The following is a 26995-nucleotide window of genomic DNA, read 5'->3' on the forward strand; positions in this document are numbered from 1 at the left end:
CCTCCCTCAGCTGAGCGGGCATTCGGTGACCATGCCTAGAAACCCAGGCTCTCAAACGGGTCGGCCGCCGCCGAGGGCGCCGTGCGCGGCTCGAATTCCCGCTCCAACAATGCCTTGACCGTCGCAAAGATCGGTTTGTCCAGGGCATCGTCGGGCGTTGTCCGGCCCTGATCCTCGCGCAGCTCGATGCCTACCAGGTAGTTCTGCACCACGTCCCGGAGCTGCCCGCGCCGCTCGCGTACCGTGTCCTCACCCAGCTCGCGAAACCGTGCCGTGACCGCCTCTTCCAGGATCTGTACCAGATTCGGCTTGCGGTGATACTCGCCCAGGCGGTAAAGCGCCGTCGAGAGATTCCGCCCGAGTTGCTGGCGGCCGGTACCCGGGGTCTGCCAGAGCCAGTCGCCCCCGTCGCGCCGGATCACGCCGCTGACCAGGCCCTCGGCGAGCTTGAGCAGTGCCCAACCCACGGTCACGCGCGACTTGCGCGGGTTGAGGTTCGGCAGCGCCTTCTCCCACTTGTAGGCGGTGTGCAGGTTGTAGCTGCGCCGTTCGTCCGCGGCCGTGCGCAGATAGGCCGCCTCCATCTCGTTGACCACCGGATCGAAGTAGTAGGCCGGGATCGGCGACTCCACGTCATGCACGATCATCAGCCGCGGTTCGTGCCAGCGATCCACCTTGACCTGCCGGCCACCCGCCGAAAGTACGTCGGTCACCCGCCGCACGAACGCCTCTTGGGCGCTGGAGTCGCCCCCGGCCTGGTGCCCGAGGATCAACTGGCGCGTGCGATTGACCTTGACGCCATCGTCGAAGGCCGACGCCTCCGCCGAGCTGACCCGGGCGAATACCCCCGCCAGTTGCGCCAGCGCAAGAAACTTCTGCCGCTCGTATTCGCTGACCTCGCCATCTTCGATGGTATCGTCGGGGTCCTTGCCGCGGCCGAGCTGCAGCCGTGCCTCCAGTTCCAGGCCGCGCATCAGGTCCAGGCCGGGGCCGGTCTCGTCGCCGACGATCCGCGGGGCCAACCGGGAGCGACCGAGCTCGACCAACCGCCGCCGCAGATCCGCGACCAGCCGGTCGATACCCTTCTCCCGCACCCGGCCCTCGGCATCCACCTCCGGTTTCAGGGCGGAGGCGATAGTCTGGCTCAGGGTCTTGCGATCAAAGGTGCCGAGGTAGGCCGCGCCATCGACGAACAAATGATGGTAGGCGCGGTCCCACAACCGCGTGCGCGGCTCCTCCAGGGTCTGCAGCACCTCAATGCTCAGCGCGTACCGCGGCTCGATCACGGCCTCGCCGCTGCGATAGCGCTCCGCCTCCCGCTCCAGCTCCGAGACCAGCGCGTCCATGCGGGTTGCCAGCCGGGCGTATTGCCGTGCGCGCGTATCCAGATAGGCTTGCAGCGCCCGCAGTTGGCGTAATGCCACCTCCGCGTCCAATACCTTGGGTGCTGCCGATGCCGCGCGCCGGTAGCCCTCATAGGCCTCGTCACGGGCCTCGAGGAAGGCCTGGTCCTTGCTGAAGATGGAACGTTTTTGCGCCTCGGCCTTTTGTTTGTCGAACAGCTCCCGTTCCAGGCGGTCCAGGACCGCCGGATTGCCGATGTCGCGCTGCTGGGCGGCCTTGAGCTCCTGCTCGCGTTGCGGCAGCCAGCGCGTGGTCAGGCGCTCCAGCAGGCGCAGGACCAAGAAGCGTTCGGCCACCGGGTCCAGTTGCAGCCGGGCGATCGGCTCGCCTTCCTCGGCCTCCATGAGCAGGCCACGCAGGCCCTCGTCCACCGCCGCGCGGGCCGCCCGCACGTCCTCCTTGAGCCGGTCGATGTAGTCGGCATACTGGCTCACCGCCTCGGCCGGATAGTTGAAGGCGCGCTGGCTGATCGATACGCGGTTCATCAGCGTGCGGCGGCTCTCCTGCAGCGCGGTCTCGACGCGGTCGATCGTGGACGGCAGCCGCACCGGGTCGCCGTTCTCATCCCGGCCGCTGATCCGACCGTCGTCGATGTCCTGCACCATCTGCGCCCAGATGCCGTCCGGCAATTCTTCCTTTTCGTCCTGGCGCGCCAGCTCTTGCACCGAGGTGATGAACGCCTGATTGATCTCGCGCTCCCGCGACTGCTCGGACAGGCGCAGAAAGCGCGGGTCGGAATAGTTCACGGCCAGCCGGGCCAGGGCCCGCGCGCGATCGTTATCGGGCGCGCGCGGATCGATGCCGAAGGTGATCAGGCTGCGAATACCCTCGGCGGCGAACCGCAGCGCGCAGTACTCCAGCAGGTCGCGCGCGGGCAGATGCATCACGACGGCACCGAAGGCGCCGAAGTTCTTGGAATAGCCGAGCCCGACATCGCGCAACTCGCCGGGAAAGCGGGTGAGCGATTCCAGGTTCTTCTCGTAATTGTCCAACTCGCTCGCCAGGTTGTCGATCAGCGGCGTGAAGGTCTGCAAATAAGCGCCGTCGCCGATGGCCGCCTCCACGTCCGGCAGGTTGATGTGGGCCGGGCGGTCAAACAGGAACGACAGGAAGAAGGGCCGGCCGTGGACCATCGTTACGTCGTCCTCCGAGGTCGCGAGGCGGGTGGTGTCGTCGCGCAAGTAGGGGTAGGGTTCCGCCCGGCGACCGCCGCGTTTGACCTGATCGTAATCGAGTTTGTTGAGATGCTCGATCTCCTTCAGCGCCGCGTAGGCATTGGCATGGATGTCCGCGTGCAGCTCCGGGCCGACCTTATCCAGCATCAGCGTCGACAGCAGCAGATTGCCGATCACCCGCGGTTGCCATTGGCGCTCGCGGATGACCGCGTCCACCAGGTACGCGGCGGACAGAAAACTGCCGGAGCCGGTTCCGCCGGCGAGGGTGCAGAACAGATAGATGTTGAACTTGGGCGGCGTGGACTGCCGCCAGGTATTGCCGGGGGCGAGGCTGGCCGCGACCAGCTCCTTCAGGCGCTGGCGGATGGTCGGCGAGTGGTAATAGAAGCCGAGCCGGGACTCCACCCGGATCTGACCCGCGCCGGGCTTGAATCCGGGGCGCGGCTCGTAGCCGCGGTCCAGCCACTGCAGCGCCTGCTGCTCCTCGGACTGGCGGAAGCCCTCAATGACCCTGGTCTTGTCGAAGGCCGCGATATTGATGCGGTTGCCGTCGGGGATGTACCTGAGCTTGTGCTGGTCGAGTTCGTTGGTATCGATGGAGATGAAGCTGGTCAAGGGCCGCAGCTTGGTCTCCCAGTCGTCCAGCGTGGCGGCGCGCTGCGCGATGCGGTCCACGATGCGCGAGCCCACACCACCGAGCCCGATGAACATGGTCGGAATGACACTGCCCTGACGCTTGCCGTTAACCTCAGCCATCGGCTGTCTCCTGTTGCGGGTTGAGGGACCGATGAGCAGGCCGCGCCAGTCGCGCGTCCGACGCTAGCGGTATTCGAGCATGAAGGAATAAGACTTGTCGCTGTCGTCGTGCCACAGCCGATAGCGGGTACACACCTCGGGATAAAACACCCCCGCCGCTCCGGCCTCCGGCCCGTCGCCGGAGCCGATCCGAAAGCCACGGCCCGGCCTCAGGGCAAACAATGCGCCTTGATGCTTGCGCCCGGCGGTCGGAAAGATCTCGGCGATCGGCCGCTCCTCCCCGAGCACGTCGATACGCTGTCGCGGCCTGAGGCCGAACAGCGTCGCAAACAGCGGCCACGGTTCCACCTCCTGCGACGCGCCTGGCTCGGCGGATTCCCAGTGTTCGACCCGGTAGACCAGATCGCGGGGGAATGCCGGGCGCGCACGCAGGTGCCAGACGACCACGACCAGATAGACGATCACCAGCGCCTTGAACAACAACAGCAGCAATGGCTACCTCCAGCGGGAGTCGGGCACAGGCCGACGGCCTGCCGTCAGGGGCTCCCACGATTGCGAATGCGGCATCCCGCATTCTAACGCCATTGGGCCGCCCAGCGAGGCGCGCGGTTGCGGTCCAACGTCGATCAGGGCGGATCATCATGAAGGGGGCCGATGGTGTTGCAGTCTCGTCAGGATGCGCCGCGCAGGGCGAGGCGGAAGAACGGCCCGCGACTGCCGATGCGATAGGCCTCGCCACCTGCCCTTGCCTGTCGGCCCGCTGACCCGACCGCAATCCAGTCGTCGGCATCGAGTTCGTAGAACAGGTCAGCGGCGAGGGGCACCACCATGACCGTACGGCCCTTAGCGACGAGACCGGCCAGCGCTCCCCGCCCCCGCCCCGAGACCTTGAAGTCCGTGTGCAGATAGGCGCGCGCCGGGCGGAACCAGCCGGCACCGGTTCCGCGGTAATTCTTCAACGCCACCGCGGTGCTCTGCTGCAGCTCATCCTGACGCGCGACGTAGACCAACGCGAGCTTGGGTGGAAACCGGGGAGCGGCGATAAATCCGCCGACCAGCGTCGCCAGCACTGTCGCGACCAGGGCGCCCGCGATCCAACGCCACCAGTGCCGCCAGAACGCCTGCCACAGGCTCAGGCCCTGCACCTCCCAACTGACGCGCATCCCCACGCCCTGCTCCGGCGCGGTGGTGCCGGCCACCTGCAGACGCAACCGGTCGTCGTCCGTCAGGCGCGAAGTGCGTGCGTCGTCGGCGACGCGCAGGCAGAGCTCGTAGCGGTCACCCGGCAGGCTCGCGACCGCCGGGCCAGCGAGTCGGATCTCCTCCCGCGGCAGCCGTACCCAGAGCGTAAACCCTTGGGGCAAGGCGTGCGTGGTCGTGAGCTTCAGCGCCACCTCGCCATAGTGCTCGGCGGCCGGATCGAACGGCAGGCAGCGCTGCGCGCCCAGGGACAGGGGCCCGAAATCCAGCGGGACCGTCACCCCGCTGGTGCGAAACACGCTGCCGGGTGGCTCGATCCGGACCGGGTGGGCCTGATCGCCGGTCAGCTCGCCCACCAGGGCCTCGCCGCGGTAGGCGCGCAGCTCGATATAGCCGAGGTAGGGGCGCCGGTGGTCCGCCCCGTGGGCCGGGAAGGTCGCGATGATCCGGTAGTCCCGGCCCTCCGCGCCGGGTTCGCCGACGTTATCGACCGGTGGCAGCGCGTCGCCGACAAAGGCGTGGCCCGTGGTGCCGTCGGCCGCGGTCAGTCGCTCCCCGAGCAACCGGAAGCTCAGCCCCACCGGTCCGGGGTCGCCGCCGCCGCTGGCCGGCGCCACGCGCACCCGCAGATCCAGCGGCCGACCGACCATCGCGCGCCCCGTCTCGTCCCCGGCGCGGGCCGGCAACACCCGTAGCGCCAGGCGGGTCGGTCGCAGCACCGCGGCGACGGCACCGGAGCCGTCGCTCGTGAGCCCGTAGCGTCCGGGTTCCGGGTTCAGGACGTGCAACAGCGTATAGGCACCGCCCGGGACCGCCGCGGTCAGCGCGCCGTCCGGGGCATTCAGCAGCGCACCGGTCGGCGGGGTCAGGCGTAGCGCCGGGGCCGGGGCATCCCGGGCGGTCGGGTTGCGGACGGTGCCCATCACCAGCGCGATGGCCCGCTCCGGGCTCACCCCGCCGGCCAGGTCAAGGCCCGGCAGGGCCGACACGGGCTGCGCCTCGTCCGCGCGATAGCCGAAACTGCGGGTAAAGATCTGCACCATCCCGTCCAGCAGGTCCGCGGCGCCCTGGGCCGGGATCAGACCGCCGGCTGGCCGGTCCCCGCCGGCCGCCGCCAGGAGCTGATCGAAGAATGCCCGATAGCGCAGCGCATCGTTGCCGAACGCGAGCACATAGAGCTGCACCTTCGCGGCGCTCAGGCGCGGCAACAGCCGCTCCCGGATCAGCGCCAGTTCGCGCTCGCGGGTCTCGGCCTCGGGCACGCCGTCGGTCACCAGGATGATCACCCTGACCCGGTGCCCATCGGCGGGCGGCGGCAGGTCATCCAGCGCCCGCGCGAGCACCGGGTAGAAATAGGTCATCGGGCTATCGTAGGGGATCGCCTTCAGTTGCCCGAGGAACGCGGCCCGGTTGCCAACCCCCGCCCGCAAAATCGGCCGCCGGGATGGCTGCGGCTCGGCATCGGTCGCCGGCCAGGCCAGCCAGTCCTGATCGAACGGGATGACCGCGAAGCTGTCTCCGAGCGTCGTGTTCGGGTGCGCGAGGTCGAACAGCATCGCCGTCGCCAGCACCGCCAGGCGGTTGGGGTCGTTGCGACCGCCGCCGCCCTGCAACGCGATCCGCATGGACAAGGACGTATCGAGCACCACCCGCACATGATCGGTCGCGACCGCCGACCAGGCCGTGCAGCAGAGCAGGATCGACAACAGCACGCGCAGTAAGAGGGTCATCGGCTCATATTCGACAAACGGAAGTAGGGGCCGCGCTCGCCGATGCGAAAATCGAAGCCGGGACGGGCCGGGTAGCCTTGGGGCGCGACCTCCTCCCAGTCGCCCTCGGCGCTCTCGCGATAGAGCTGCTGCGCCACCGGCAGCGCGCGCGGGTAGCGCGCCTCGGCCTTCAGGCAGGCCAGGGCCCCGGCGGCGCGGCCTGAAAGCCGGTAATTGCCGTGCAGATAGGCGCGCGCGTCGCGATAAAACCCCGCGCCCACGCCCCGCCACTGGCGCCGGATCGACAGCGGCTGGACCTCGTCCAACTCCTCCCGGGTCTCGACGAAGACCAGGCCCAGGGTCGGGCGAAAGCGCTTTGGCACCATGAAGCCCGCGACGATCAGGGCGAGCACCAGCGCCGCGGCGAGCAGGGCCAACAGCCAGCCCCAGCGAGCCAGAAATCCGAGTCCTTGCACCTGCCAACGCAGCCGGATCGTCAAGGGCTCGCCGTGCGTGCCCGCCGCGCGCAGTTCCAACCAGGGCTCGCCCAGTGCCACGGAGTGCGGCGCACGGGGGCCGGTGCGCAGACACAGGATCGCGGCAGCGCCGGGGGCGAAGGGCAGCGCGCCGCCGCCCGGCTCCAACTCCCCGGTCGGCAACCGCAGTGCCAGGCGATGGTCGGCGGGCAGGGCGCGGAGTGCCGCCAGTTGTACCGGCACCTCGCCCGCGTGCATCGTCGGCGCGATCGGCAGGGGTCGGCAGGCCTCGGCGGCCAGCCCGAGGGTACCTAAGTCCAGGTCCACGGGCGCACCGAAGCGCAGGGCCCCGCCCACCTCCAACTGGCCCGACACCGACCGCCGCGCGAGTGGGGAATCCAGGTGCAAGGTCACCGGCTGTACCCCCGCGCGGGGGAAGGTCACCAAGGCGCCGAAGCGCCCATCCCCGGCCACCCGGTCGCCATCGCGCCCGGCGTCGTTGAGCCCCACGGACTGTCCTTCGGCCTCCAGGGTCAGCCGTGTCGAGGTCAGTTGTGCGGCCAGGGCCGGCGTCCCCGCGGCGCCGCCGATCCTCACCTGCGCCTCCACCAAGGCCGGGGTGCCCGCCATCGCGCCGGTCGGCGAAAGCAGCACCGGCGTCAGATCGGCAAACTGAATCACCGCATAGGCCGCCGCCGCCCCGCCCCCCTGCACCGCGATGCGCCAGTCGCCGGCGGCCGGGCGTTCCAGATAGGCGACGCGATAGGCGCCGGCCTTGGGCAACATCGCCGCGGCATAGTCGGCGACGACAGTGCCGCCGGGGCCGGTCAAGGTCGCACCCTTCAGGGAGTCATCGCCGTAGGCCACCACCCAGACCTGCTCGGCACCGTCCAGAATCCGGAACACCGGCTGTTCCTGCACCCGCGCGTCGATGGCGTAGGGTGCGCGTAACGCGGTGCGCAGGGCGGCGGCGAAGGCGCGCATCAGGTCCGCCGGGGTCGGCACGACGCGCGGCTCGAGACCGGCGCCGCGCGCCAGCGCGGCATCCCCCTGGCCAAACAGAACCGCCTCGATGGCGACGCCATCGGCCTTAAGCTCACCAATTGCCGCGCGGACCCGGTCCGGGTTGTCATCCTGCCCGTCCGACAGCCAGATCACGGTCCGCGGCGGCCCCGCGTCGAGCTGGTCGAAGACCCCCCGGGCGGCACGGAACGCGAGGGCGAACATGGAGTTGTTGGCCTTTTGCTTGAGATGTTCGGGCAAGGCCCCGCGGAAGCGCCGATCCGCGCGCGCGCCCCGCTCCAGCACGCCGAGGCGACCCTGCCGCGCCAGGGTCTCCCAGTCCCCCTGGGCCTCGACGCGCTGGCATTGCCCATTGGGCGATTCGCTGCAACGGACCCGCTCGCCGGTCTTGCGGCTCGGGATCAGACGAGAGTCCTCGCCCACGTCGAGCAGTCGTACCACGGCGAACGCGCCGGGCACGATGTCCGCGAGCAGACCGGTGACCAGCAGGGAGACCTGGTGCGGGTCCATGTTCGTCGCGGCCATGCTGGTCGAGGTATCCACGATCACCACCACCTGCGCGACGGCTGCCGCTTGCGCGAGCGGCGCCCCGCAGACCAGCGCCATGGCGCACAGAATCGCGGCCAGGCGCGCACGCCGTCGGGCGGTCCGGCGTCGGCCCCATGCCGGTTGCGGCCACTCATGCACCATCTGCTTTGCGTCGGCTGCGTGCGATCTGCCCGACGGTTCAGCGCAGCCACGCCTCGACGCGGCGGTTCTTGGGGTTGCCTTCCTTCTGGTTGGGATCGTCCCAGGCCACCGGTGCCTCTTCGCAATAGCCGCGGACCAGGGCGGGGCTGGGCACCTGCCCGCGCAGCGCGCTGGCCACCGTGTCCGCACGTTTCTGAGATAACCCACAGTTCGCCTTGTAATCTCCCTTGTTGTCGGCAAAGCCGAGCAGCAGCAGCGCGCGTCCGCTGTTCTCCGGCTGCTTCATGAAGTCGACCAAGCGAGTCAGGTCATCCCGCGCCCGGTTTTCGAGGTTGTCCTTCGCAGTTTCAAAACGAAAGGTCACGGACAGTCGATCCGCCCCCTGGGTGTCCCGGATCAACTCGCCCAGGATCTTCGGGTCCTGCACCTCGATCGCGGCGGCGCGGCAGGTCGCAAGCCGGTGCTCCTTGGCCTCCTTCGAGCCGCTGTCGCCGACGTTGAGGTCGACGTACCTATCGGCGTCATCTCCGCTGGCCGCGGTGCTGACCACCCGCTGGCCCTCCTCGCTCTTTACGAACCTAATGAAGCCGCGCACGAACTCGCTGGTGTTGTCCGGCGTGTAAAAGTACAGCCGACGCGACAGCGGGTATTCCTCGGTCTTGACGGAAAAGTCGCTCGCACCGACGCTGATCCAACCCTCGTCGAGCTTGAGTGCCTTGGCGCCTTTGCTACCCTCGCCGACATAGGCCATGCCCACGAAACCGATGCCGTTCGGATCGCCGCGTACATCGCCGACGAGCTGGGTGCTGTCCTCGTAGCGGCGCGCATTGTCGCAAAGCTCGGATGTTTCCAGCACGAGGGATTTGAAGGTGTCGTAGGTGCCGGAGTTGGCGTCGCGGGCATAGGTCTGGATGCGTCCGCCGCTGCCGCCCACCTGGGACCAGTCCGTGATCTCGCAGGCGAAGATGCGCTTGACCTGATCCATGGTCAGGCTCGATACCCGGTTGTCTGGATTTACGATCACGGCAATGCCGTCCAGCGCGATGATGTGCTCGTTCCGGTCGCTGGTCATATCACCGATCGCGGCGAGCTTGAGTAATTCTTCGGCTTTGACCGGCCGCGAAGCCATGCCGACCTCGGCATTATGCGCGCCCAGGGCATCGAAGGCCGTCTTCGAGCCGTAGGGACGCACGTAAATCCGACTGGGTAGGCCCGAGTCACGACTGGTGACGTCAAGCACCTGATAGCTTTCTTGTTTTGTCTGACCGTCGACCTCCACTGGCTCCGAAAAGCGCTGCCACCCGCTGAAGCTTGCATTTGCATCACGCTGTTTCAGATAGGCCTCGATCAGCCGTGGAGCCAGTCTTGCCCCGACCGTATTTGAGCCGTGGAACCGCACTTCGGGCCCCGCCGGCGTATCGGCGATCACGGGACCGCAGATCATCACAAAGCCGAGCACAATCGCAAACCTGCCGAGCAACGCCATGGTGTGACCTCGTTTTCTCGTTCACCGGTTGTCAATTAGGCCAGCACGTTCTATCCGCGACGCAACAGCGACCTTCGTCACCATGCATCTCGAAAAAATACGGCTGCATCAAGATAAATTACGGCGCGGAATCGGGCTGTAGCTGCTCCGCGGCCTTACGCGCGTCGGTGCGGATCTGGGTATCGGCGGAACGGGTCGCAGCAAGGTCAAACATTTCGCGGGCGAACTTCGTGCTTGCTTTCCTTGAAAGTTCTCGATCAGGCAGCCGCGAGAAAGCACCGCCACACATTTGGGCCACTCTAAAGTCCCCACTGGATGCCGCTTCGCGACAACGCAATTGCGCATTCGCGAATTCTCCCTTGCGGATCAACTGTCCGATTTCCTGAAGAATTGTTGCCCATTCGGGAGAGGGCGGGGTGTCGTCGGCCCCGATATCGATATCGATCCGATGATCCGCGCTCGAAGCCTTGGCATCGTCAGTGACGCGATACCAAGCGGTCGCCACGCCGCTCTTACCCTCGGGGTCGAACGTCAGCAGACGGCCATTGGACAGGTTGATGTGCCCAAACGAGGGTTCACGGACTAGCTTGGACCGCAATCCCTGGCCTTGTGCGGCATCGGGGTCTGAAACAAACCCGGCGAGATCGATCTCGATCGGCTTGTTCGCTGCCCCGGAGATCCGGGCGTCCCGGGCCGTCGGCGGCTGGTTGACTACGGTCAGGCTGATCCGCCCAGTGCCCGACCGCCCCTGAGCGTCGGTGGCAGTAAAGCTAAACGCTGTGCTTCCGTAGCGGTCCACCGGCGCCAGGATCTCAACCGTGTGATCGTCAACGCGTCTCGGTACCCCGATGCTGGCGGTCCCCACGCTGGCCAACCGCCAGGTCGGTCCCCAACCGTTGACAATTTCGGCGAGGTCGAGGCGCCGGGTTTCGCCGACGCGGATCGGGTCAGGCACGCTTGCGTCCGGGAACCGGGTGTCTTTGGGCGGCTCGAGGCGCACCAGGATGCGCCCCTCGGCCGTGGTGCCGGCCTGATCCGTGATCCGATAGGGCCACTCCACCTGCGTATCGCCTTGCCCCGGCGTAAAAATGATCGACTTGCCGCTCACCGCAAAGCGCGGGTCCGGCGGCACCGTCAGGGTCCAGCCCTGCCCGCGGGCGCGGTCGGCATCCTGCACATAGGCGGTGACATCCACCGTGACTGGCTGGCCCACGACCGTCTGGATCTCTATGGGTTTGAGCACCGGCGGCTGGTTGTCGATCTGAACTTCCACGGTGCCGCTGCGGTGCTGTCCATCCTGGTCCGTTGCTCGATAGGAGAAGCTTGCGGTCCCGCTGAAGTCGAGAGGGGCCGTGTAGAGTATCTCACCGCCATCCAACCGGGCGCTGCCGTGATCCGGTGAGTTGACGGCAACGTCGGTGAGTCTGGTCAGTTCGGGATGCCCCGCCCTACGGAGCAACTGCCCAGGCTCGATGCGTTGCTCGGCACCAACGAGGACCCGGACAGGGCCGATCGGGGGCAGCGTGCTGACCGGCGGCGGCACCACGTCGAATATCAGCGGGACGTCAGCCATAGCCCCTACCGGATCCTTCACCTGGCAGTCCATCAGGACGTTCTTGCCGGGCCGTCCGCTGGGAAGGAACTGCGCGTTCAAACCCCCGAGCAGCTTGATTTCTCCGAATTCGTTCGGCTTACAGTTAACCAGTTCCAGTTGCGCCCCTTTGCCAGGTTTGATGTCATCGTCCCGGACGACCTCAGAGAGGTCGAATTTAGGCTGCTCATTTGTCGCAATCGGTTTGTGCCGGTATGAATCTTTAACTGTCGGGGGACGATTGACGATCGATACATCGACTTGTGCCGTTACGCTCTCCGGCGCGGTGCCATTGCCGTTTATAGTAACCCGATACGCGAAGCTGTCGGGGCCATCCTTACCCTCTGGGGCAGTGTATTGAAGAACCCGGTCACTGACGACGACGACTCTCCCGAGCGACGGTTCGCGAACCGGGCTGACCTTGAATGGTCGTCCCCGTGTGCCCGTCACCCTCCCGTCGGTGTCGAAATCCAGCAGAACCGCCTGACCGGGATGAACCTCGAATGAAATTGCTACGGCCGTCAACTTCTTATCGCCCTTATCGCCGAAGAACACCCACAGAACGATTGCCATAACCGCCAGGCTGGCGAAAACGGCCAACAAGGTACGCCAATGAATGCCGCCGCCGCCGCTGGTCTCGTCCGCGCACGGCCACAGGTCGAGCAGGCTCTGCGGGCGCCAGGATTTGTCCAACTCAAGCCCGCGACCGATTCCCGGCAGTTTGCCATCGGGTTGCGCCGGGTCGCGTAGCGCAAAGCGGACGTCGTCACCGGGCTGGAAGCGTTCTTCATCAACTTGCCAGCCGCTGAGGCCGGACTGCTCACAACGGAGCGTAACGGCGGTCTTCCAGTCCGATTCCGGAACGGTGTCATACCAGCGGTCCGAGTCCGGATCTGGGACCTTGCATGCGGCATACTGGATCTCGTCGGGCAGGCGCACCGCTAAGTCGGCCGTCTCCACTGCGACAATGCGGCTCCCCCCGTCGCTGGACGAGCGGGCCTTGTAACACTTCAGTAATAATGCCACTGCCGTATCGTCCCGAAGTCCAGCCGTTGTGCGTCCGGCCGGGCATTGGGCGCGCCGCGCGCCCGCCGGGCCGGGATGGAGGCTATCTATTTCCCCGGAGTGTAACCCCAACTATCGCACAGAGCCAAGCCCGCGTTGCCGTCCGCGTCTCCATGCACCGCACTTGGGGTATGCGGTTACTTTGTTCCCGGGCACCGGGGCGCGGCTGGCCGCCACACCGGGCGATCGGGCGCACGTCTGGCCCACGCGGTCAGTCCAGCCAGCGCCGAACACGCCGCCACCAGCCTCGGGGGCCTCGGCGCCCCTGGGCGCGGGGCGCCCAGACCCACCAAGCGGCGCCGAAGCCGATGACATAACTCAGAAGCGTACCGGCTAGGAACTGGCCCCAGGGTTGCCCGACTTGCGTCGGCTCCCGGCGGGCCAGGCTGGTATCGGTGCGGGTTCGCATCTGGTCATTGGGCAGGGTCAGGCGCCATTGCGCCAGGCTCTCGGGCGTCAGCACGCTGGCGTCGGCGTCCTCCAGGACCACCGTCAGGCCGATAAACTGGCCTGGCTCCAGGCGGGCCAGGCCGCGGATGTCGATGGTCTCCGCCCCGACCGGCCAGGGGTCCTGGACGCGCGCGCCGGGCGACCGCGGGCTTGGCTCAAGCCGCACATCGGCGACCCGCTCCAGCAAGTCCGGCGGGATCGGGATAGACACCTGCCGCTCGCCGGACTGAAAGCTCAGGGCCTCGCGCCCCGGATTCTCTATGTGCCAGGTGAGCACATGGCGCGGCTTCGTCGTCAGGCCCTTGTCGTCGCCGCAATGGATCCAATGGCTGCGATCACCCTGCTTGTAGACCAGTGCGAGTTCGGGCACCGGCGTCCAGGACAAACTTGGGATTGCGAAGTCATAGATGCCGCTGCTGATCAGATTCAGCAGGATATTGCCGCAAACGGTGCCCAGCAGGCTGAGCGCGACGACGGTCCAGTTCTTACCCATGCCGCTGTCACGGCCCCCATCGCTCATGCGTTCATCTCCCCCGTGGTGAAAAACCATCGATTGCGGCAATCATAACCCGCGTCCGCCGCTCAGCACTTGCCGATCCTCGTGGTCCTTGACCAGGGTCTCGATGAACGGCAGTTTGCTCAAGTCCTCGGCCAGTACCGACGGCAGCCGCCCCGCCGCCAGGGCCATCACGCGCAACCAGACGAGGCACTCGCCGGTGGCCGGAAGTCTGCGCAACGGACAGTCGCGCAGGCTTAGAAAGCGCTCCACCGCCTGGGTCAGCAGGGCATCGGGCAGCGCGGCGAACTCGTCGCGCCGGGCGTTGATCACGGCATTCAGATGTTTCGCGTCGAAGCGGATGTGGTGATAGACGCAGCGACGCAGGAAGGGCTCCGGCAGGCGCCGCTCGCTGTTGGAGGTAATGAACAGGATAGGGCGATTGGCTGGCGCGGCCGCGATCCAGGCGCCGGTCTCGGCGACCTGAAAGCGCATGCGGTCCAGCTCCAGCAACAGGTCGTTCGGAAAGTCCCGCGGCGCCTTGTCGATCTCGTCGATCAGCACCAGCCGCGGATGCCCGCTGTCGAAGGCCTGCCACAGCTCGCGCTTGTCGATGAACTGCCGCTTGGCCGGCAGCGGCCGGTCGCGGCGCAGATTGGCCTCGTGGAAATAGCGCACCGCATCGAAGCGGTACAGCAGGTCGCGCGCCGTGCTGTCGGATTTCACCTGAAAGTGCAGCACCTCCCCGATGCCCAGGCGCCAGGCCGCCCAATAGGCGGCCTGGGTCTTGCCGGTGCCGGGCTCCCCGGTGAGCAACAGCGGGTCGCCCAGCGCGATGGCGGTCTGCATGGCGTCCGTCAACTCCCGGCCGGGGACGAAATGGCGCGCATCGTCGGCGAAGGAGCCGCGCCAGGCGATAAAGGGCCGCGCCGCGAGGTCGGGCAGCGGCCCGGCGGGCGGGGTCGAATCGCCCTCCAACAAGTCGAAGCGATAGGTCATTGGGGGACTCCCCGATCGGGACCTTGGCCGGCAGCGGCCGGATGGGTGGATGGGCCGGCGTCCGCCGCCGGAACCGCGGAGCGCCGCGCGACGGCCTCCTCCAGTGCGTCCAGGGTGTCCTCGAAGCGTCCGCCGGTGCGCCGCAGGATGTCGTCCAGCGCGGGGTCCAGGCGGCCCGGCGGAAACCCGATCTTGAGCCGCACCAGAAAATCCTTCAGATCGCGTTTGTCCACCGCCTCCAGCCCCTCCAGCAGATGGGCGATGGACTGCCCGGGCGGATGGCGGTCGATCGCTGCCTGCATCGCGGCCGGAAACCCCGCGTCGGTGCGGCCACGGCGGTCCGGCGCCAGCAGTTTCGGCACCGCGACGACGGCAAAGGCCGACGCCCGCGCCAGCAGCGGCACCAGCTCCCGGTCGCACCATTCGAAGTAGCGCGCCAGGGTGTCCAGGTCCGGCAGCCCGTCCGGATCGATCGGCGTGTGGCGCAGGTACAGCAGGCGCGGCCGACCCGCCGGCGCACGGATCTGCGCGCGCACCTGCGCCGGCAGTTGGTCGAGGTGCCGCAGGTGCAGTGCCGCGGCGAGCATTCCGGCAAAGGGGTCGTCGCCGGCCCAGTGATCGGGCCACAGCGGCGTGACGGGCCATACACAGCCGGCGCCGTGCTCCTGTTCCAGCTCGTGGGTCAGCCGACGCTGGAACAGACCGACCCCCTGGCCGCGACTGCCGTACCAGCAATAGAACAGGCAGCGGGGGGCTTGGTCATGCAACATCGCCTTCACGTCGAAGGTCGCCTGGGCGATCTGCCGACGCCGATCGAGCTTGAGCCGCCAGTGCGGGTCTTTGCGGTCGAGCTCGCTGTCCGGGCCTGGGGGTTGGGCGTGCCAGCGGTCATACCGGGCGTGCAGTACGGGGTTCAGCCAGCGCTCGTTGCCGAAGCTCAGGCCCAGTTCCGGCAGCCGATTATAGATGTCGGCCAGCGCGCGGTGGGGCGGCTCGCCGGCAAGCAGCAGCGACTCCCAGAGGGCCAGGGCCTGGGCGCGCGCGGCCGTCACATAGGCCGTCGTGCGATTCGTGATGACCGCCGGGATGGTGCGCCCCAGCGCAGCGCCGACGCCGAGTGCGGCGCCGGCATCGCCCTTACAGCAGTTGATGTACGCGAGCCGGGGCGGTCCGCCCTGGGCCCCGGCGAGAATCTGCGCCAGGTCTTCCATGGGCACCTGGACGGCGCCCCCCTGCTCATCCTCGAACACCAACCGGGAGCGGCGTCGACTGCCGGCGCCATGACCGTAGAAATAGAAGGCGGGGTAATGTTGCACACGCAGTGCCGCTTGAAGCGCGGCGAGCGTGTGTACCACCTGCAGCTTGTGCCCCAGGGTCCAACCGGGGTCCGCGGCGGACAGCAGCGCCTCCAGGTCCCGCAGATGGTCCTCCCGCTGGGTCTCCCCCGCGCTCCCCGGCCGCGGCGCGGCGATCAGCAGCCGCGGCGACGGCGGCAGTTGTACCTCATCGTCGGTCCCCGGGCCGCACAACTCCACCGACCAGCCGCGGGCGGCGAGATAGCCCCGATCATCGGCGAGCAACACCCAGGGCAGCGCGATGGCGTGGTCGTCGTCGGCAGCATAACGCACGCGCAGGCGCCGGTCCGCGTCGTCCGGCAGCGGACGGCCACCCTCCACCCAGTGCGCGAGGGTTCCCCGATACAGATGACGGCCGAGGTCCAACTGGCCACGCTCGTCGAGATGGGCCTCCAGAAACCCCAGGTCGAAGGCGCCGAGGGCGTCGAGCACCGCAGCGAGTGCCAGGGTGCGGCCCCCGAGGCTGATCTCCGCGTCCGGGCCGATAGGCACCGGGTCGATCGCCACGGCCGGCCATTGCGGCCCCGCCTGCACCATGACCCGATACCCACCGTCGCCCTTGCGCTCACAGTGCAGCCAGAGTTGACCCATGATTCCCCCTGTTGTCCGGTAACCCGCGGGCGCGTCACGGGCCCGGCCGCGACTCCCGCACTCATTCTGTTCGTTCCCCGACGCGCGGGCAAGGCCCGGGCGGGCGACGGTGGCGAGCACATCAACGCAGCCAGACCTCGACGCGGCGGTTCTTCGGGTTGCCGTCGCGTTGGCTCGGGTCATCGCAGGCGACCGGCGCCTCCTCGCAATAGCCGCGTACCAGCGCGGGTTGGATGCCGAGGGCGCGGAGGCGGGCCGCAACCTTGTCGGCACGGATCTGGGACAGGTTGCAGTTGGCCTGATAGGGACCTTTGGAATCCGCGAACCCGAGCAGCAGCAGTTGCCGACCCTGGTTCTCCGGCTGCTGTAGAAACGCGACCACCCGGTCGAGGTCATCCGCGGCCCGGTTGTCGAGGTCCAGACTACCGGTCCTGAAGCGGAAGGTTATGGATAGTCGGTCGGCGCCCTGGGTATCCCGGATGAGCCCGCCGAGTCTCTTTGGGTCCTGCGCGTCGATCGAGACGGCGCACGTTGTCGAGAGCCGGTGTTTGAAGGCCTCTTGCGAGCCGCTGTCACCGATACGCAGGTCGGAGAAGCCGCCGGCGGACACTATAAGCTGACCGGCATCGCTCTTTGCGAAGCGGATAAAGCCCTGCACGAAGTCGCTCTGCCGGTCCGGGGTGTAGAAGAACAGCCGCCGCGACAGCGGATACTCCTCGGTCTTCACGGCAAAGACGCTCGGACCCACGCTGATCCAACCCTCGTCGAGCTTGAGTGCCTTGGCGCCGGTGCCAGCCTCGCCGACATAGGCCGCGCTCACAAAGCCGATCCCGTTGGGGTCGCCGCGTACGTCGCTGACCAGTCGGGCGCTGTCCTCGTAGCGGCGCGCATTCGAGCAGAGTTCGGACCTGGGCTCGGATGTCGCCAGCACGAGAGACTTGAAGGTGTCGTAGGTGCCGGACTTGGCGTCGCGGGCATAGACCTGGATCGGTCCTCCGCTGCCGCCCACCTGGGACCAGTCAGTGATCTCGCAGGCAAAGATGCGTTTGAGCTGATCCAGGGTCAGGCTCGCTACCCGGTTGCCGGGATGCACGATGACAGCTATGGCGTCCAGCGCGATGATGTGTTCGTTCCGGTCGCTGGTCATATCGCCGATCTCGGCTAGCTGTACTACTTCTTCGGCTTTGACCGGCCGTGAAGCCATGCCGATCTCCGCCTGGCCCGCGGCCAGCGCCCGAAACGCCGTCGACGAACCGTAGGGACGGACAAGGATGCGACTCGGCACCGGCACGCCGGGGGGCGCGCTGGTGACTTCAAGTAGCCGGGACTGTTCCTGCCGCACCTGACCCCCGACTTCCACCGGCTCCTGAACGCTCTGCCAGGGTCCGAAGCGCGCGCCCAGCTCCTCCAGGTAGGCCTCGACCAGTCGCGGCGCCAGGCGCGCCCCGATGGTGTTGGAGCCGGCCAGCCGCAGCTCCGGCACCCGGGGCCCGGTCGGTGCTGCCGACAGCGCCGCGACGCGCAGCGGTTCGAGCGCGAGCAACGCCCGCCCGGCGAGTCCCGCCCAGGTATCGCCGGCAGCGGGCAGAATGCGATCGATGCGCTGGAACCGATCCCGTGCCGGGGCCGTCGGGTCGGCTGTCGGGTTGGCCGTCGGCAACCCCTCGCCGTGCTGCCACCAGGCCAGTTGGGTGCGGTCGCCCCAGGGTGCGAGATCGGCCAGGATCGCCTCCCACTCGCCGGCCAGGTCGCGCGTGACCGGCAGCGGCCCCTGACCGTCGCGGACCGCCGGGATGGCCTCGGCGATCTCGTAGAACCAGTCGACGGAACGGTTGTTCAGCAACGCCTTCATCAGCAGCCGGGTGTCGGCGATGGCCGGTGCGCGCGGGTCCTGGAGCGCGAGGCCGACCACGAGGATGGCGTCGCGGTCGTCCTCGGCGACCGGACCCCGGTAGTCCGGTTGCCAGGGGGTGCGGGTGTCGTCCGGCCAGTCGGGCGGGCAGCGCCGGCGCACCAGGTGCGGTGTCAGCCGTTCCTGGCAGGGCTTGTCGAGCACTACGGGGTCGTGCAGCGATCGTCGGCCGCCGCCGGTGCTGGCCTTGAAGTCGGCCTCCCGGGTGGCCGAGTCGATGGTTCCGTTCCAGGCCAGCGAGAGCCGGTAGGTCCGCTCGGGGACCAGGTCCCAGCGCGCCCTGGCGGAGGTCTGGAGTGGGCCGACTGGCTGCCAGTCGTCGCCCGCGACGGGCTGCGCGAGGCGCAGCGGCACCCCGGGCGTGCCTTGGTCCGTGACGAGCAAGTAGTGCTCCGTCGGCGGACGGCTCACAGACCAACCGGTCCAGCCGAGCAACAGGCAACCGGCCAGTGCGAGCGCGGCGGCGGCGCGGCCTAGGACGCGGCGCAGCGGGTCCTCGCCCGCGATGGCCCGCGCCTGGGCCGGCAGCAGGTCGCGCCAGCGGGCCGCGTCGCGGCGGCCCCCGAGCACCGGCAGCACCGCGAGCTCGGCCGCGAGTGCCGCGTCCGCGCGCACGGCGCCGCCGAGCGGGGTTGCGGTCAGCGCGTGCAGCCGGGCCAGTGCCTCGGTGCGCTGCTTTGGGTCCGGATCGTAGAGCTGCAGCCAGCGGTAACGCCGTTCCCAACCCAGGTGCGCGAGGCAGTCCGGGGGCTTGGGCTCCTCCGCCCTGAACTGCCGGTACAGAAAATCATGCACCTGACGGCGCTGGTCGCTGGACCAGCGGCGCTCGAAACCCGTGCGCAGGGTCGCCCGCACCGGCGCCGCGAGCTGGAGCCCCGCCGCGGTCAGGAGGCTGTCCGGCAGGGCCATGAGCCGTGCCAGCCGCTCTGCCGGCAGCGCGGGGAGGAAGTGCCGACGCAACCGCTCCGCCAGGCCCAGGGACACCGGGGGCGGCACCAGCGCAACCGTTTCCGCCCAGCCCAGGGCATCGCCCAGCAGCCACTCCAGGCGCCGCGCGAGGGTGGCACCGCTGGCCGGCACCGCGGCTCGGGCCGGGGCCGCGTGGCGGTTCGGTGTCGCGGCACGCTCGGTCAAGAGTCCGCGCACGACCGCCCGCAGACCCGCGTCGCTCGCCGGGTAGCGCGGGAAACCCAGGGCGGCGATCCGCCGGTTACCCGCATCCCCCGCGCGCGGCTCCCGCGGGTCCAGCCAGGCGACGCGGGGCCAGCGCACCAGGGTTTCCAACCCCGGGTCCGGCCGCCGGCGGACCAACCCGCGGCCATCGCTGACCACCAGGACGAGGTAGCTTTCGCGCTCGTCGTCCAGGTCCGTCAGGTGGTGCTCATGGCCGTCCGGGGTCCGGAACCGGGTCAGGCTTGCCTCGAAGCGTCCATACTTGACCTCGAGGCCGCGCCGCGCCAGCCCGTCGGCCAGCTCGGCCGCAAGCGGGCACCAGGCGCGGGCCTCGGTGCGCAGGTCGTCCAGGACCAGCACGCGCCGGGCGTGCCGCCGGGGCCGGAAGCGCGGCATCGCCAAGCCCCCCTGGGCGACGGTTGCCGCGACCGAGGCGGCGGCGTCCAGGTCCCGGCCGGCCACCGGTTCCTGGAAATGACCCAGGGCGTCGGCCAGTTCATCGAGCACCGCCGGCGCAAGCCGTGGGGGTGGCGGCCCGCCGATGCGGCCGGGGTCGAAGTGCCGCGGACCGGCGTCGTCCCGCCATGGGATGGGCGTCGGGCGCGGCGCTCGGGCGAGCCACCAGCGGACCCCCTGGAGCAGGCCGGCGAGCGCGAGCAGGCCGCCGGCGATGGCGAGCGCGGGCGCCCAGGTCGCCCGGGGTTCCCCCGCGATGGACTCGTGCGGACCGAACCTGGGCATGCCGGCATAGACCCGGGTCGCGACGGTCGGCGGCAGTGCGGGTCCGGGCCCGGGCTCGGTGGGCTGGGTCGTCACCGGTTTAGCAGGACCTGTAACGCCGCCGCCCGACAGCCCGGGGCCGGTTACGGGTTCAGGCACCAGTGGCGAGTGCGAATCCCCTGTCAGCACTGCCGCCGCGACCAACAGGAGCAGCACTGCCGCGAGCCGGACCCAGCGCCGCCGGGACCGGGGCAATGGAGCGGGCGGCCGGACGGGATCTGTCCGGTCGTTCGCCCTCGGGTCAGCGGGGGTCGATGTCCGAGCCGCAGCGCCCTCGCGCAATGCGCGGATGCGGGTCAAGACCCGGTCGCGCTGCTCGGGGTTCGCCGCCGCCCCGGCAGCGGCGCCGAAGAAGGCGTCGAACAACCGTTCGTACTCCGATAACTGCTCCGGGTCGCGCACCAGCAGCCCGGCCAGGACCCTGCGCAGGCGGTCCGCCGACCAATCCGGCGCGGTGCGCAACGCGAGTGCGATCCGCCGGTGCTCCAGCGGGCCGGCCAGGATGCCGATGGACTGAAGCGACGCGATGAACGGCGCCAGCGGGAGCAGCGGCAGGTCGTCGGGTCCGACGGCATCGGCTTCCCCGCCAGACACCCCGTGAGCGCCAGACAGCAAGTGGAACAAAGGTGCAGACATCGGCAGGGACCTCCCGCTCGGCTGGCGTTGCGGTTCGTGGGCGCCTTCGCAGGTTCCGATCGGCACCGATGGTGCCAGTGGGCGGCCCGCTCCGGTCGGTCCCACAGGACTCCGCCCGGCAGCGGTACAGGCCGTGATCCGTATCCTTGCCCGTACTGGCGATGAAGGATAATCTACGCAACGGATCGACAACTAATCAATCGCGGCGCTCGCAGGATGGTATTGATGGTGGACGACGGCTCCAGGAGACCTCGCACCGACCCGCTGATCGTGCGCCTGCTGGGACTCGAGTTCGAGTTGCGGGAGCCGTGGCATAAGGGCGTGGCACTGGGCGCGCTCGTATCGGCGCTGTTGTGGGTCCTCGGCGTCTTGTTCGGAGGTTTCGGGCCGCCGCCTGGTGTAGATCCACCGGGGACGGGGCCAGCCCTGGCCCCAGTGCAGATCGGGATATTCATCGACTTCAATATCTTTGGACCTCCTGCGCCTGGCGCCCCCCCCGTGGCGGGCCCTCCCGGAGAAGGGCCCCCGCGGCGAGGGTGGCGTCCCCGCGGGCGGGGTCTACCACTGGGACGTAACGGATTTCGCCACGACCGATCGCCGCGGTCAGCCCGTGCGCGTCCAGGTGGGCCACATCTCAGGCCCCTTCGGCTGGTCGTTAGCCGCCGTGGATCGTATCCAGATCGGGGCGAGGCCCGCACGGGATCTCCCCCTCGCGGAGCTGATGTCCCATCTCGGCGCGAGTGAGAACCGACCGGTCGTCGCGGTCGGCATGGCCTCCCACGAGGGCGATGTGGCGGCCGAGGAAAACCGGGCGCAGGCGCGCTCGGACAACCTCGCCGCACAGGCCATGCGCCATCTGACGCAGGCGCCGAAGATCGGCACGTTGAACCTCGGGCGCCGCGTCGGCAATACCGTGCCGCGTGAGCAAAGCGTCTACGAGCGGCCGGTCGCCCTGGCCGTGGTCATCGAAGGGGCAGACAGCCCGGACCTGCCGCGGGTCATCGGCGAGGCGTTGGTCCGCGCGTACGAGACGCGGCGATTCCCGATCGATGCGCGGGACTATTCGCGTTTCGCACACACCGTCGAGTCGTTCCAATGGGTGAGGAATTGACCGCCACGGGGCGCCAGGGCGACGTCGCGCCAACCGGTGCGGGTGATGCGCAGACCGCCGCCCGGTCCGGCCAGCCGGGTCCGCGGCTGTCGGTCTCCCAGCCGGATGCTGCGACGGTCAGGCTCACCCTCGCCGGGGTCGGTGCGCTGCCCCCGGCGCCGCTGTTCGCGCTGCGCCGGGACGACGGCACCTATTTCGATCCGAACGGGGGCCGTGCGCAGTCGCCATTGCCCTTTCCCGCCCCGCATCGACGCGACGGCGACCGTTTGGCGGTGGACCTCCCGGACTTGCTGTGGCTGACCGCGACCGATCCCGGCCGGGATCTGATGCTCGAGGTCTGGCGCGACGGCGACACCGCGCCAATGATCACGTCGGCCCCCTGGCCCCGTGACGAGGAGGCGAGTCCGTCGCCGGTGCCCCCTCCCGTCGGGTCAGAGCCCGAGCCGCGCCAGGGGCGACGGATCAACCGGCTGCGGTTGCGCCCCGGCAGCTTTGCGATCGACCCGCTGCTGCCGAACCAACTCGCCCCGGCCGCGGTCACGGGGATCGAGGCCAGCGTCGCAACGGACGTGGACGGGGACACCGGCGTCCGGGTCGAGGTCGCGCGGGAGGCGCAGGCGATCAGGATCGACCTCCCCGCCGGTGCGCCGGTGCTGCATCGCTTGCGTTATCGACTGGACCTGGCCGATGCCCCCCCGGTGGTCGGCGACATTCGCATCCTGTATTTCAAAGCGTGGGTCTGGGCGGCACTGGGCCTGTTCGTGCCGGCGGTCGCGCTGCTGCTCTGGTGGTTGACCGTTTCGCTGGCCGCGCCGCTGCTGGCTCGCGACGATCGGGTGACGCTGGCCGCCGGCGGGGAGGCGTTGGTCGATTTCCTGGCCAATGACCGCCTGCCCGGCGACCCAGGTGTCAGCCTGGGCCCAGTGGACGCCTGCGGCGTGTCGGCCGAAGCGGTCGGCGCGGGGCGCGCAACCCGGGCGCGGCTCCAGGCGTCCACGGCGGCGGTGGGCGACTGTGCGATCCCCTATCGCCTGACCGGTGGCGGCCTCACCAGCACCGCCGTGATCCGGGCGCGGGTCGAGCCGCGCCCGCTGCACGCGCGCGAAGACCGCTTCGCCGTGCCGCGCAACGGCAGCCTGGCGCTCGACCTGATCGCCAACGACGAATTACCGGCGCCCCCCGCGCGCGCTGCGGTGACCGTAGAACTCGACCGCGAGGGCCTGATCGGCGAGCTGCGGGAGACGGACGTGCCCGGCCAGGTGCGCTATATCGCGCCCTATGGTGTCGAGCAGGCGGATCGCTTCCGCTATCGCCTGACGTCCGACGGGCAAATGTCCGAGTGGGCGCAGGTCGAGGTGCAGATCGGTCGCGGCGCCTCCGGGTCGCCCCCGCCGACGGACCTGCCAAAGCCGCGGGAGCCGATCGGCCTGGAGGCCGTGGACGACCGGTTCGACGCGGCGACCGGCTTGCCGCGCACCTTCGACGTACTGGCCAACGACCGTTTCGACCGTGCGGCCGGGGCACCGCCGCCCGGGTTGACGCTCACCCGCTCAGCAACGGGCGTCGCGGCCAGCCTGTCGCCGGACGGTCGGCTGCGGATCGACACCGCGGGCCCAGCAGCTGGCGCAGCGGCCGTCCTGGAATACCGCCTGACCCAAGCCGATCGCGGCGACACGGCGCAGGTCACAGTGCAACTGCCGCCGCCCGCAGCCGGACCCACGGCACCCCCGCCGGGATCGGCCACGGCCTGTCGATCCGCCCCCGGCGAGCCGGCCTTTGTGCTGATTCCAAAAGGCCAATACGCACGGCCCGCCAATCCTGGCCGCGAACTGGCGCGCGGCCTGGACGCCTTCGCGCAGGCCGACATCGACCTGGGCGGCCCGGATGGCGGCTTTCCGGTGGTGTTGGAGCAGGACATCTGCCTCCAGCGGGAGGAAGTTTCGGCACGGGCCTACTTCGAGTACGCGGACCACACGCCGGGTCAGCAAGAACAGGCCCAACTCGTTCGCGGCACGATGGAGCAGATGAAGGCAATGATGAAAGCGGAAGGCACAAGCGACTCGCCGGTCTTCTCCCTCGCCAGCCGAGATGCCGAGGGTTTCCTGGCATACATGCAGCGCCAGCACCGGCGGGACTACCGGTTGCCAAGCGTGCGCGAATGGCTGGCCGCGCTGTTGTACGCCGTTGCCAACCGGGATCAGGCGCTTGAGGTCAGCCTCCGGCGGCGGGTGCGGGAGTTTTCCGCGGACCGCACCGCAGGGGGGCAAGTCCTGGCACTCGGCCCATCGGAGATGCACGACCGGCGCTGGATCGAGGAGGCGGATCCGGCCGTGCCGGTCCTGGATGCGGGTCTGCGGCTGGTCAGGCCGCCGGAGGCGCCATGAGTTGCCGCCGCGCGTTGGTACCGATCGCCGCTGCCTGGCTTGGCCTGGTCGTTGCGTCGCCGTTGGCGGCCGCGCAGGGGCTACCACCGCTCCCGGTCGCGCTGCTGGGGTCGTTGCGGCCCACTGCCGCAGCCCCATTGATGCCGGCCCTGCCGGTCGGGCTCATCCAAGGCTTGGGTCCGGTACCCGCGCCATCTGCGGCCCGGCTGCCGCCGCTGCCGGTGGGGTTGCTCAGGGACATGACGTCGGTGGCGGGCACGCCCCCGGCACCCTGGCCGCCGTTGCCGGTCAAGCTACTCCAAGGCATGGCGCCGCAGGTTGGCCCGCCCCCGCTCGCGTGGCCGCCGCTGCCGGTCAGGCTGCTCCAAGGCATGGCCCCGGTCGCTGCGCCACCCCCGCCCGGTTGGCCGCCGCTTCCGGTTGCCTGGCTGAATGGCCTCGGTCCTTATCAGCCGTTGCCGACACAGCCACCGTTGCCCACCGCGCTGCTCCGGTCCCTGGGGCCAGTGACGCCGCTGGCGTTCCGCGTCAAGTTGCCGGGCGGGCTGACCTCGCGGATACCCCAAGGCACCGTGGCCCCAGCCCTCAAACTGGTGCCGCTTGATGCGCAAGGGACGGCCATCGGCGCCTGCACCGCAAGCTGGGAGGCGCCAACCAGCAGCATCGCCGCCGCCTGCGATCGGGCCCCGCGGTACGGGTTTCAATGGGGCGTCGTCGAAAGCGAGGCGTTCGGGCAACCCGAGGCTGGCGCCACGGTGGAACTGACTGAGCAGCAGTTGACCGTCAACGCGGACGTGACCATCCCGGACGCCTGGTTCGCGCTACGCGGTCAGCCCTCACCCGTGCAGCGAGACGTCAAATTGCCGCTGCCCCTCGCAGACCTGCTGCGGGTCCATACCGCGCCTTACAGCGTCGAACAGGCAGTTCAAAACGTCACTGGCGCGACCGCGGGTATCGATCTCCCTTGCCAACTCCAGCTCCGGCTCACTGACCCTGGGCTACTGACGCGACTGCTGTTCGGATCGCAACCCGTTGCAGCGGCGGAACCCTGTGTGCGCGTTCGCCTGAACTATCCCCCGGCCTGGCACGGCGGTGCCGCGAGCGCAGTTGTGCCGGAAGTTAAACCTGCGAACGGCAAGGCCATCCGCTGCCAACAGGCACAGATCGGGCAGTTCACCTGCGTCTTCGACCGCGCACTCGAGGCGCCCGCGGTGACGGTGGGCTGGGGCCCCGGGTTTGCTAAGGACCTCATTCGGCCGACCCCGCCTGCTGCACCGACGTGGGAGTCGGAACAGGCGTTGAAGGCGCCAACTCTCGCGTTCGAGAGTCAGGACCAGGACAGCATCCGCTTCACGGCCGTTCAGATGCGGCTGTGCCGTGGTGCGGACGAGTCCGCTTGTTGCCCAACGGCGTTCAAACGACTGACACCGCTGCCATCGGTGACGGACTTCGGCTGCGAGCGCGACAAGTCCCTGCCCGACCATCTGCGCGCGACCCTGAGCACCAAGAACCTGAATGCGCCCCGTGGCGGCGTCTACCGCGAGACCGTGGAGATCGTCACACCGATAGCCGACCTCTCCCGATTGTTCGACACCGCACGCGATCAAGCCTTTCTCGGCTATCCCGTGGCCGTTGCGGTCACCGACCACCGCGTCGATGGCCGATCGGTCCGCCTCTACCCGAACCTCGCCGCGTGCGAGCGCGACGACAGTGAGTTTCAGAGCGCCTCCTTCGCCTTCGATCCCGGGGCACGGGACGGATTGCACCTGCTGGCGGGCTACCATCTGCAGCAACAGGGTGCGATCGCGTTCGCCGATCGGCGCGGACTGGTCTCCGGATGCACTACGGGCGGGACTCTGGTGAAACCGGGCAACCAAGAGGTACTCCGGTTCGACCAACCGCCGCTGCTGGTCGATGACGGCAAACGGACGCTGGTGGTCCTGACCGCGACCGCAGACTTTGGCAAGGACAACATGCTTCGTGTCGGTCGCGCCTTGGGCGAACTGTTGAACCCGCGGCTGGACGCCGACACGCCGACGCCGAGCCCCCTGATACTGCTGCGCCTGGAACCGAACGGCAGCGTCGCGCCCGTCGCGGACCTCTCCAACCTGCGCCGACTGGATCCCGGAGCGGTCCGGGAGCGGCTCGAGCGGATCGCGGACCTGGGTGGCATCGGCCAGGACCCGCTGCAGGAACTGCAAACGATCGAGACTTGGCTGTTGAGCCAGGAGCTCCCCGTCGGGGCCATCCTGTATGTCGGCCCCGCCCGCGCGGGCAATCTTGACCGACGCCTGCTCGGACCGCCCCTGGCATGGCAGCGGGAAGGCGTGCGACTGTCCATCGTCGTCGCAACCGACCAGCCCCAGCGACTTGGCGGTGCCGACCCCTGTGCGCCCTGGCGGGAGCAGGTCGGCGTGGCGGATGCGGACTGTCTGACCTTGGGGACCGAGAACGGGTCGAACCTCGAACAATACCTGGAGCAGCGGTTGCCCCATGCACCGCGCAACTGACCACAGTGAAGAAGGAGGGTGTC

General features: G+C 69.0%; 13 protein-coding genes. 3 read left to right on the forward strand and 10 right to left on the reverse strand.

Annotation, left to right across the window (positions count from 1 at the left end; genetic code table 11):
- Positions 1-35: 35 nt before the first annotated feature.
- From THSYN_RS09975 to THSYN_RS10015, 10 genes are all read right to left on the reverse strand, one after another.
- Positions 36-3335: a tubulin-like doman-containing protein gene (locus THSYN_RS09975; protein ID WP_100919008.1), complete on the reverse strand. Its 3300-nt coding sequence runs from the start codon at positions 3333-3335 to the stop codon at positions 36-38.
- A 63-nt stretch (positions 3336-3398) separates the two neighbouring features.
- Positions 3399-3827 (reverse strand): hypothetical protein, encoded by a 429-nt coding sequence (locus THSYN_RS09980; RefSeq protein ID WP_100919009.1) that lies wholly within the window; start codon positions 3825-3827, stop codon positions 3399-3401.
- A gap of 179 nt (positions 3828-4006) precedes the next feature.
- Positions 4007-6265, reverse strand: coding sequence for a vWA domain-containing protein (locus THSYN_RS09985; protein ID WP_100919010.1), 2259 nt, complete (start codon positions 6263-6265; stop codon positions 4007-4009).
- Entirely contained in the window at positions 6262-8349 is a 2088-nt protein-coding gene (locus THSYN_RS09990; RefSeq protein ID WP_100919011.1) for a choice-of-anchor X domain-containing protein, read from the reverse strand. Before THSYN_RS09990 ends, THSYN_RS09985 begins: the two co-directional genes overlap by 4 nt.
- A 121-nt stretch (positions 8350-8470) precedes the next feature.
- Positions 8471-9919 carry a substrate-binding domain-containing protein gene (locus THSYN_RS09995; protein ID WP_100919012.1) on the reverse strand — a complete coding sequence of 483 codons (1449 nt, stop codon included), beginning with the start codon at positions 9917-9919 and terminating at the stop codon, positions 8471-8473.
- A gap of 118 nt (positions 9920-10037) precedes the next feature.
- Positions 10038-12470 carry an Ig-like domain-containing protein gene (locus THSYN_RS10000; protein WP_157817565.1) on the reverse strand — a complete coding sequence of 811 codons (2433 nt, stop codon included), beginning with the start codon at positions 12468-12470 and terminating at the stop codon, positions 10038-10040.
- Between the two features lie 316 nt (positions 12471-12786).
- Complete coding sequence (locus tag THSYN_RS10005; RefSeq protein ID WP_100919014.1) at positions 12787-13545, reverse strand: hypothetical protein; 759 nt, start codon at positions 13543-13545, stop codon at positions 12787-12789.
- A 42-nt stretch (positions 13546-13587) separates the two neighbouring features.
- Positions 13588-14520, reverse strand: coding sequence for an AAA family ATPase (locus tag THSYN_RS33645; protein WP_157817566.1), 933 nt, complete (start codon positions 14518-14520; stop codon positions 13588-13590).
- Entirely contained in the window at positions 14517-16466 is a 1950-nt protein-coding gene (locus THSYN_RS33650) for a hypothetical protein (protein WP_157817567.1), read from the reverse strand. Before THSYN_RS33650 ends, THSYN_RS33645 begins: the two co-directional genes overlap by 4 nt.
- Positions 16467-16587: 121 nt before the next feature.
- Positions 16588-20967: a substrate-binding domain-containing protein gene (locus THSYN_RS10015; protein WP_157817568.1), complete on the reverse strand. Its 4380-nt coding sequence runs from the start codon at positions 20965-20967 to the stop codon at positions 16588-16590.
- Positions 20968-21436: 469 nt separating this feature from the next.
- Between THSYN_RS10015 and THSYN_RS10020 the strand changes: the two genes are divergently transcribed.
- Genes THSYN_RS10020 through THSYN_RS10035 form a run of 3 tightly spaced genes read left to right on the forward strand, consistent with a single transcriptional unit; the run spans position 21437 to position 26972 of the window.
- Positions 21437-22078 (forward strand): hypothetical protein, encoded by a 642-nt coding sequence (locus THSYN_RS10020; RefSeq protein WP_100919016.1) that lies wholly within the window; start codon positions 21437-21439, stop codon positions 22076-22078.
- Positions 22063-24462, forward strand: a complete 2400-nt coding sequence (locus tag THSYN_RS10025) for an SUMF1/EgtB/PvdO family nonheme iron enzyme (RefSeq protein WP_157817569.1) — start codon at positions 22063-22065, stop codon at positions 24460-24462. The genes THSYN_RS10020 and THSYN_RS10025 overlap by 16 nt, the downstream gene beginning before the upstream one ends.
- Positions 24459-26972, forward strand: coding sequence for a hypothetical protein (locus THSYN_RS10035; protein WP_157817570.1), 2514 nt, complete (start codon positions 24459-24461; stop codon positions 26970-26972). Before THSYN_RS10025 ends, THSYN_RS10035 begins: the two co-directional genes overlap by 4 nt.
- Positions 26973-26995: the final 23 nt, after the last annotated feature.

Source organism: Candidatus Thiodictyon syntrophicum, assembly GCF_002813775.1.
Taxonomy (GTDB): Bacteria; Pseudomonadota; Gammaproteobacteria; order Chromatiales; family Chromatiaceae; genus Thiodictyon; species Thiodictyon syntrophicum.

Coding starts and splice junctions, on each gene's coding strand:
- THSYN_RS10035 (WP_157817570.1), top strand. CDS start 24,459: ATGAGTTGCCGCCGCGCGTTGGTACCGATCGCCGCTGCCTGGCTTGGC.
- THSYN_RS09995 (WP_100919012.1), bottom strand. CDS start 9,919: ATGGCGTTGCTCGGCAGGTTTGCGATTGTGCTCGGCTTTGTGATGATC.
- THSYN_RS10005 (WP_100919014.1), bottom strand. CDS start 13,545: ATGAGCGATGGGGGCCGTGACAGCGGCATGGGTAAGAACTGGACCGTC.
- THSYN_RS10025 (WP_157817569.1), top strand. CDS start 22,063: ATGGGTGAGGAATTGACCGCCACGGGGCGCCAGGGCGACGTCGCGCCA.
- THSYN_RS33650 (WP_157817567.1), bottom strand. CDS start 16,466: ATGGGTCAACTCTGGCTGCACTGTGAGCGCAAGGGCGACGGTGGGTAT.
- THSYN_RS33645 (WP_157817566.1), bottom strand. CDS start 14,520: ATGACCTATCGCTTCGACTTGTTGGAGGGCGATTCGACCCCGCCCGCC.
- THSYN_RS09975 (WP_100919008.1), bottom strand. CDS start 3,335: ATGGCTGAGGTTAACGGCAAGCGTCAGGGCAGTGTCATTCCGACCATG.
- THSYN_RS09985 (WP_100919010.1), bottom strand. CDS start 6,265: ATGACCCTCTTACTGCGCGTGCTGTTGTCGATCCTGCTCTGCTGCACG.
- THSYN_RS10015 (WP_157817568.1), bottom strand. CDS start 20,967: ATGTCTGCACCTTTGTTCCACTTGCTGTCTGGCGCTCACGGGGTGTCT.
- THSYN_RS09990 (WP_100919011.1), bottom strand. CDS start 8,349: ATGGCGCTGGTCTGCGGGGCGCCGCTCGCGCAAGCGGCAGCCGTCGCG.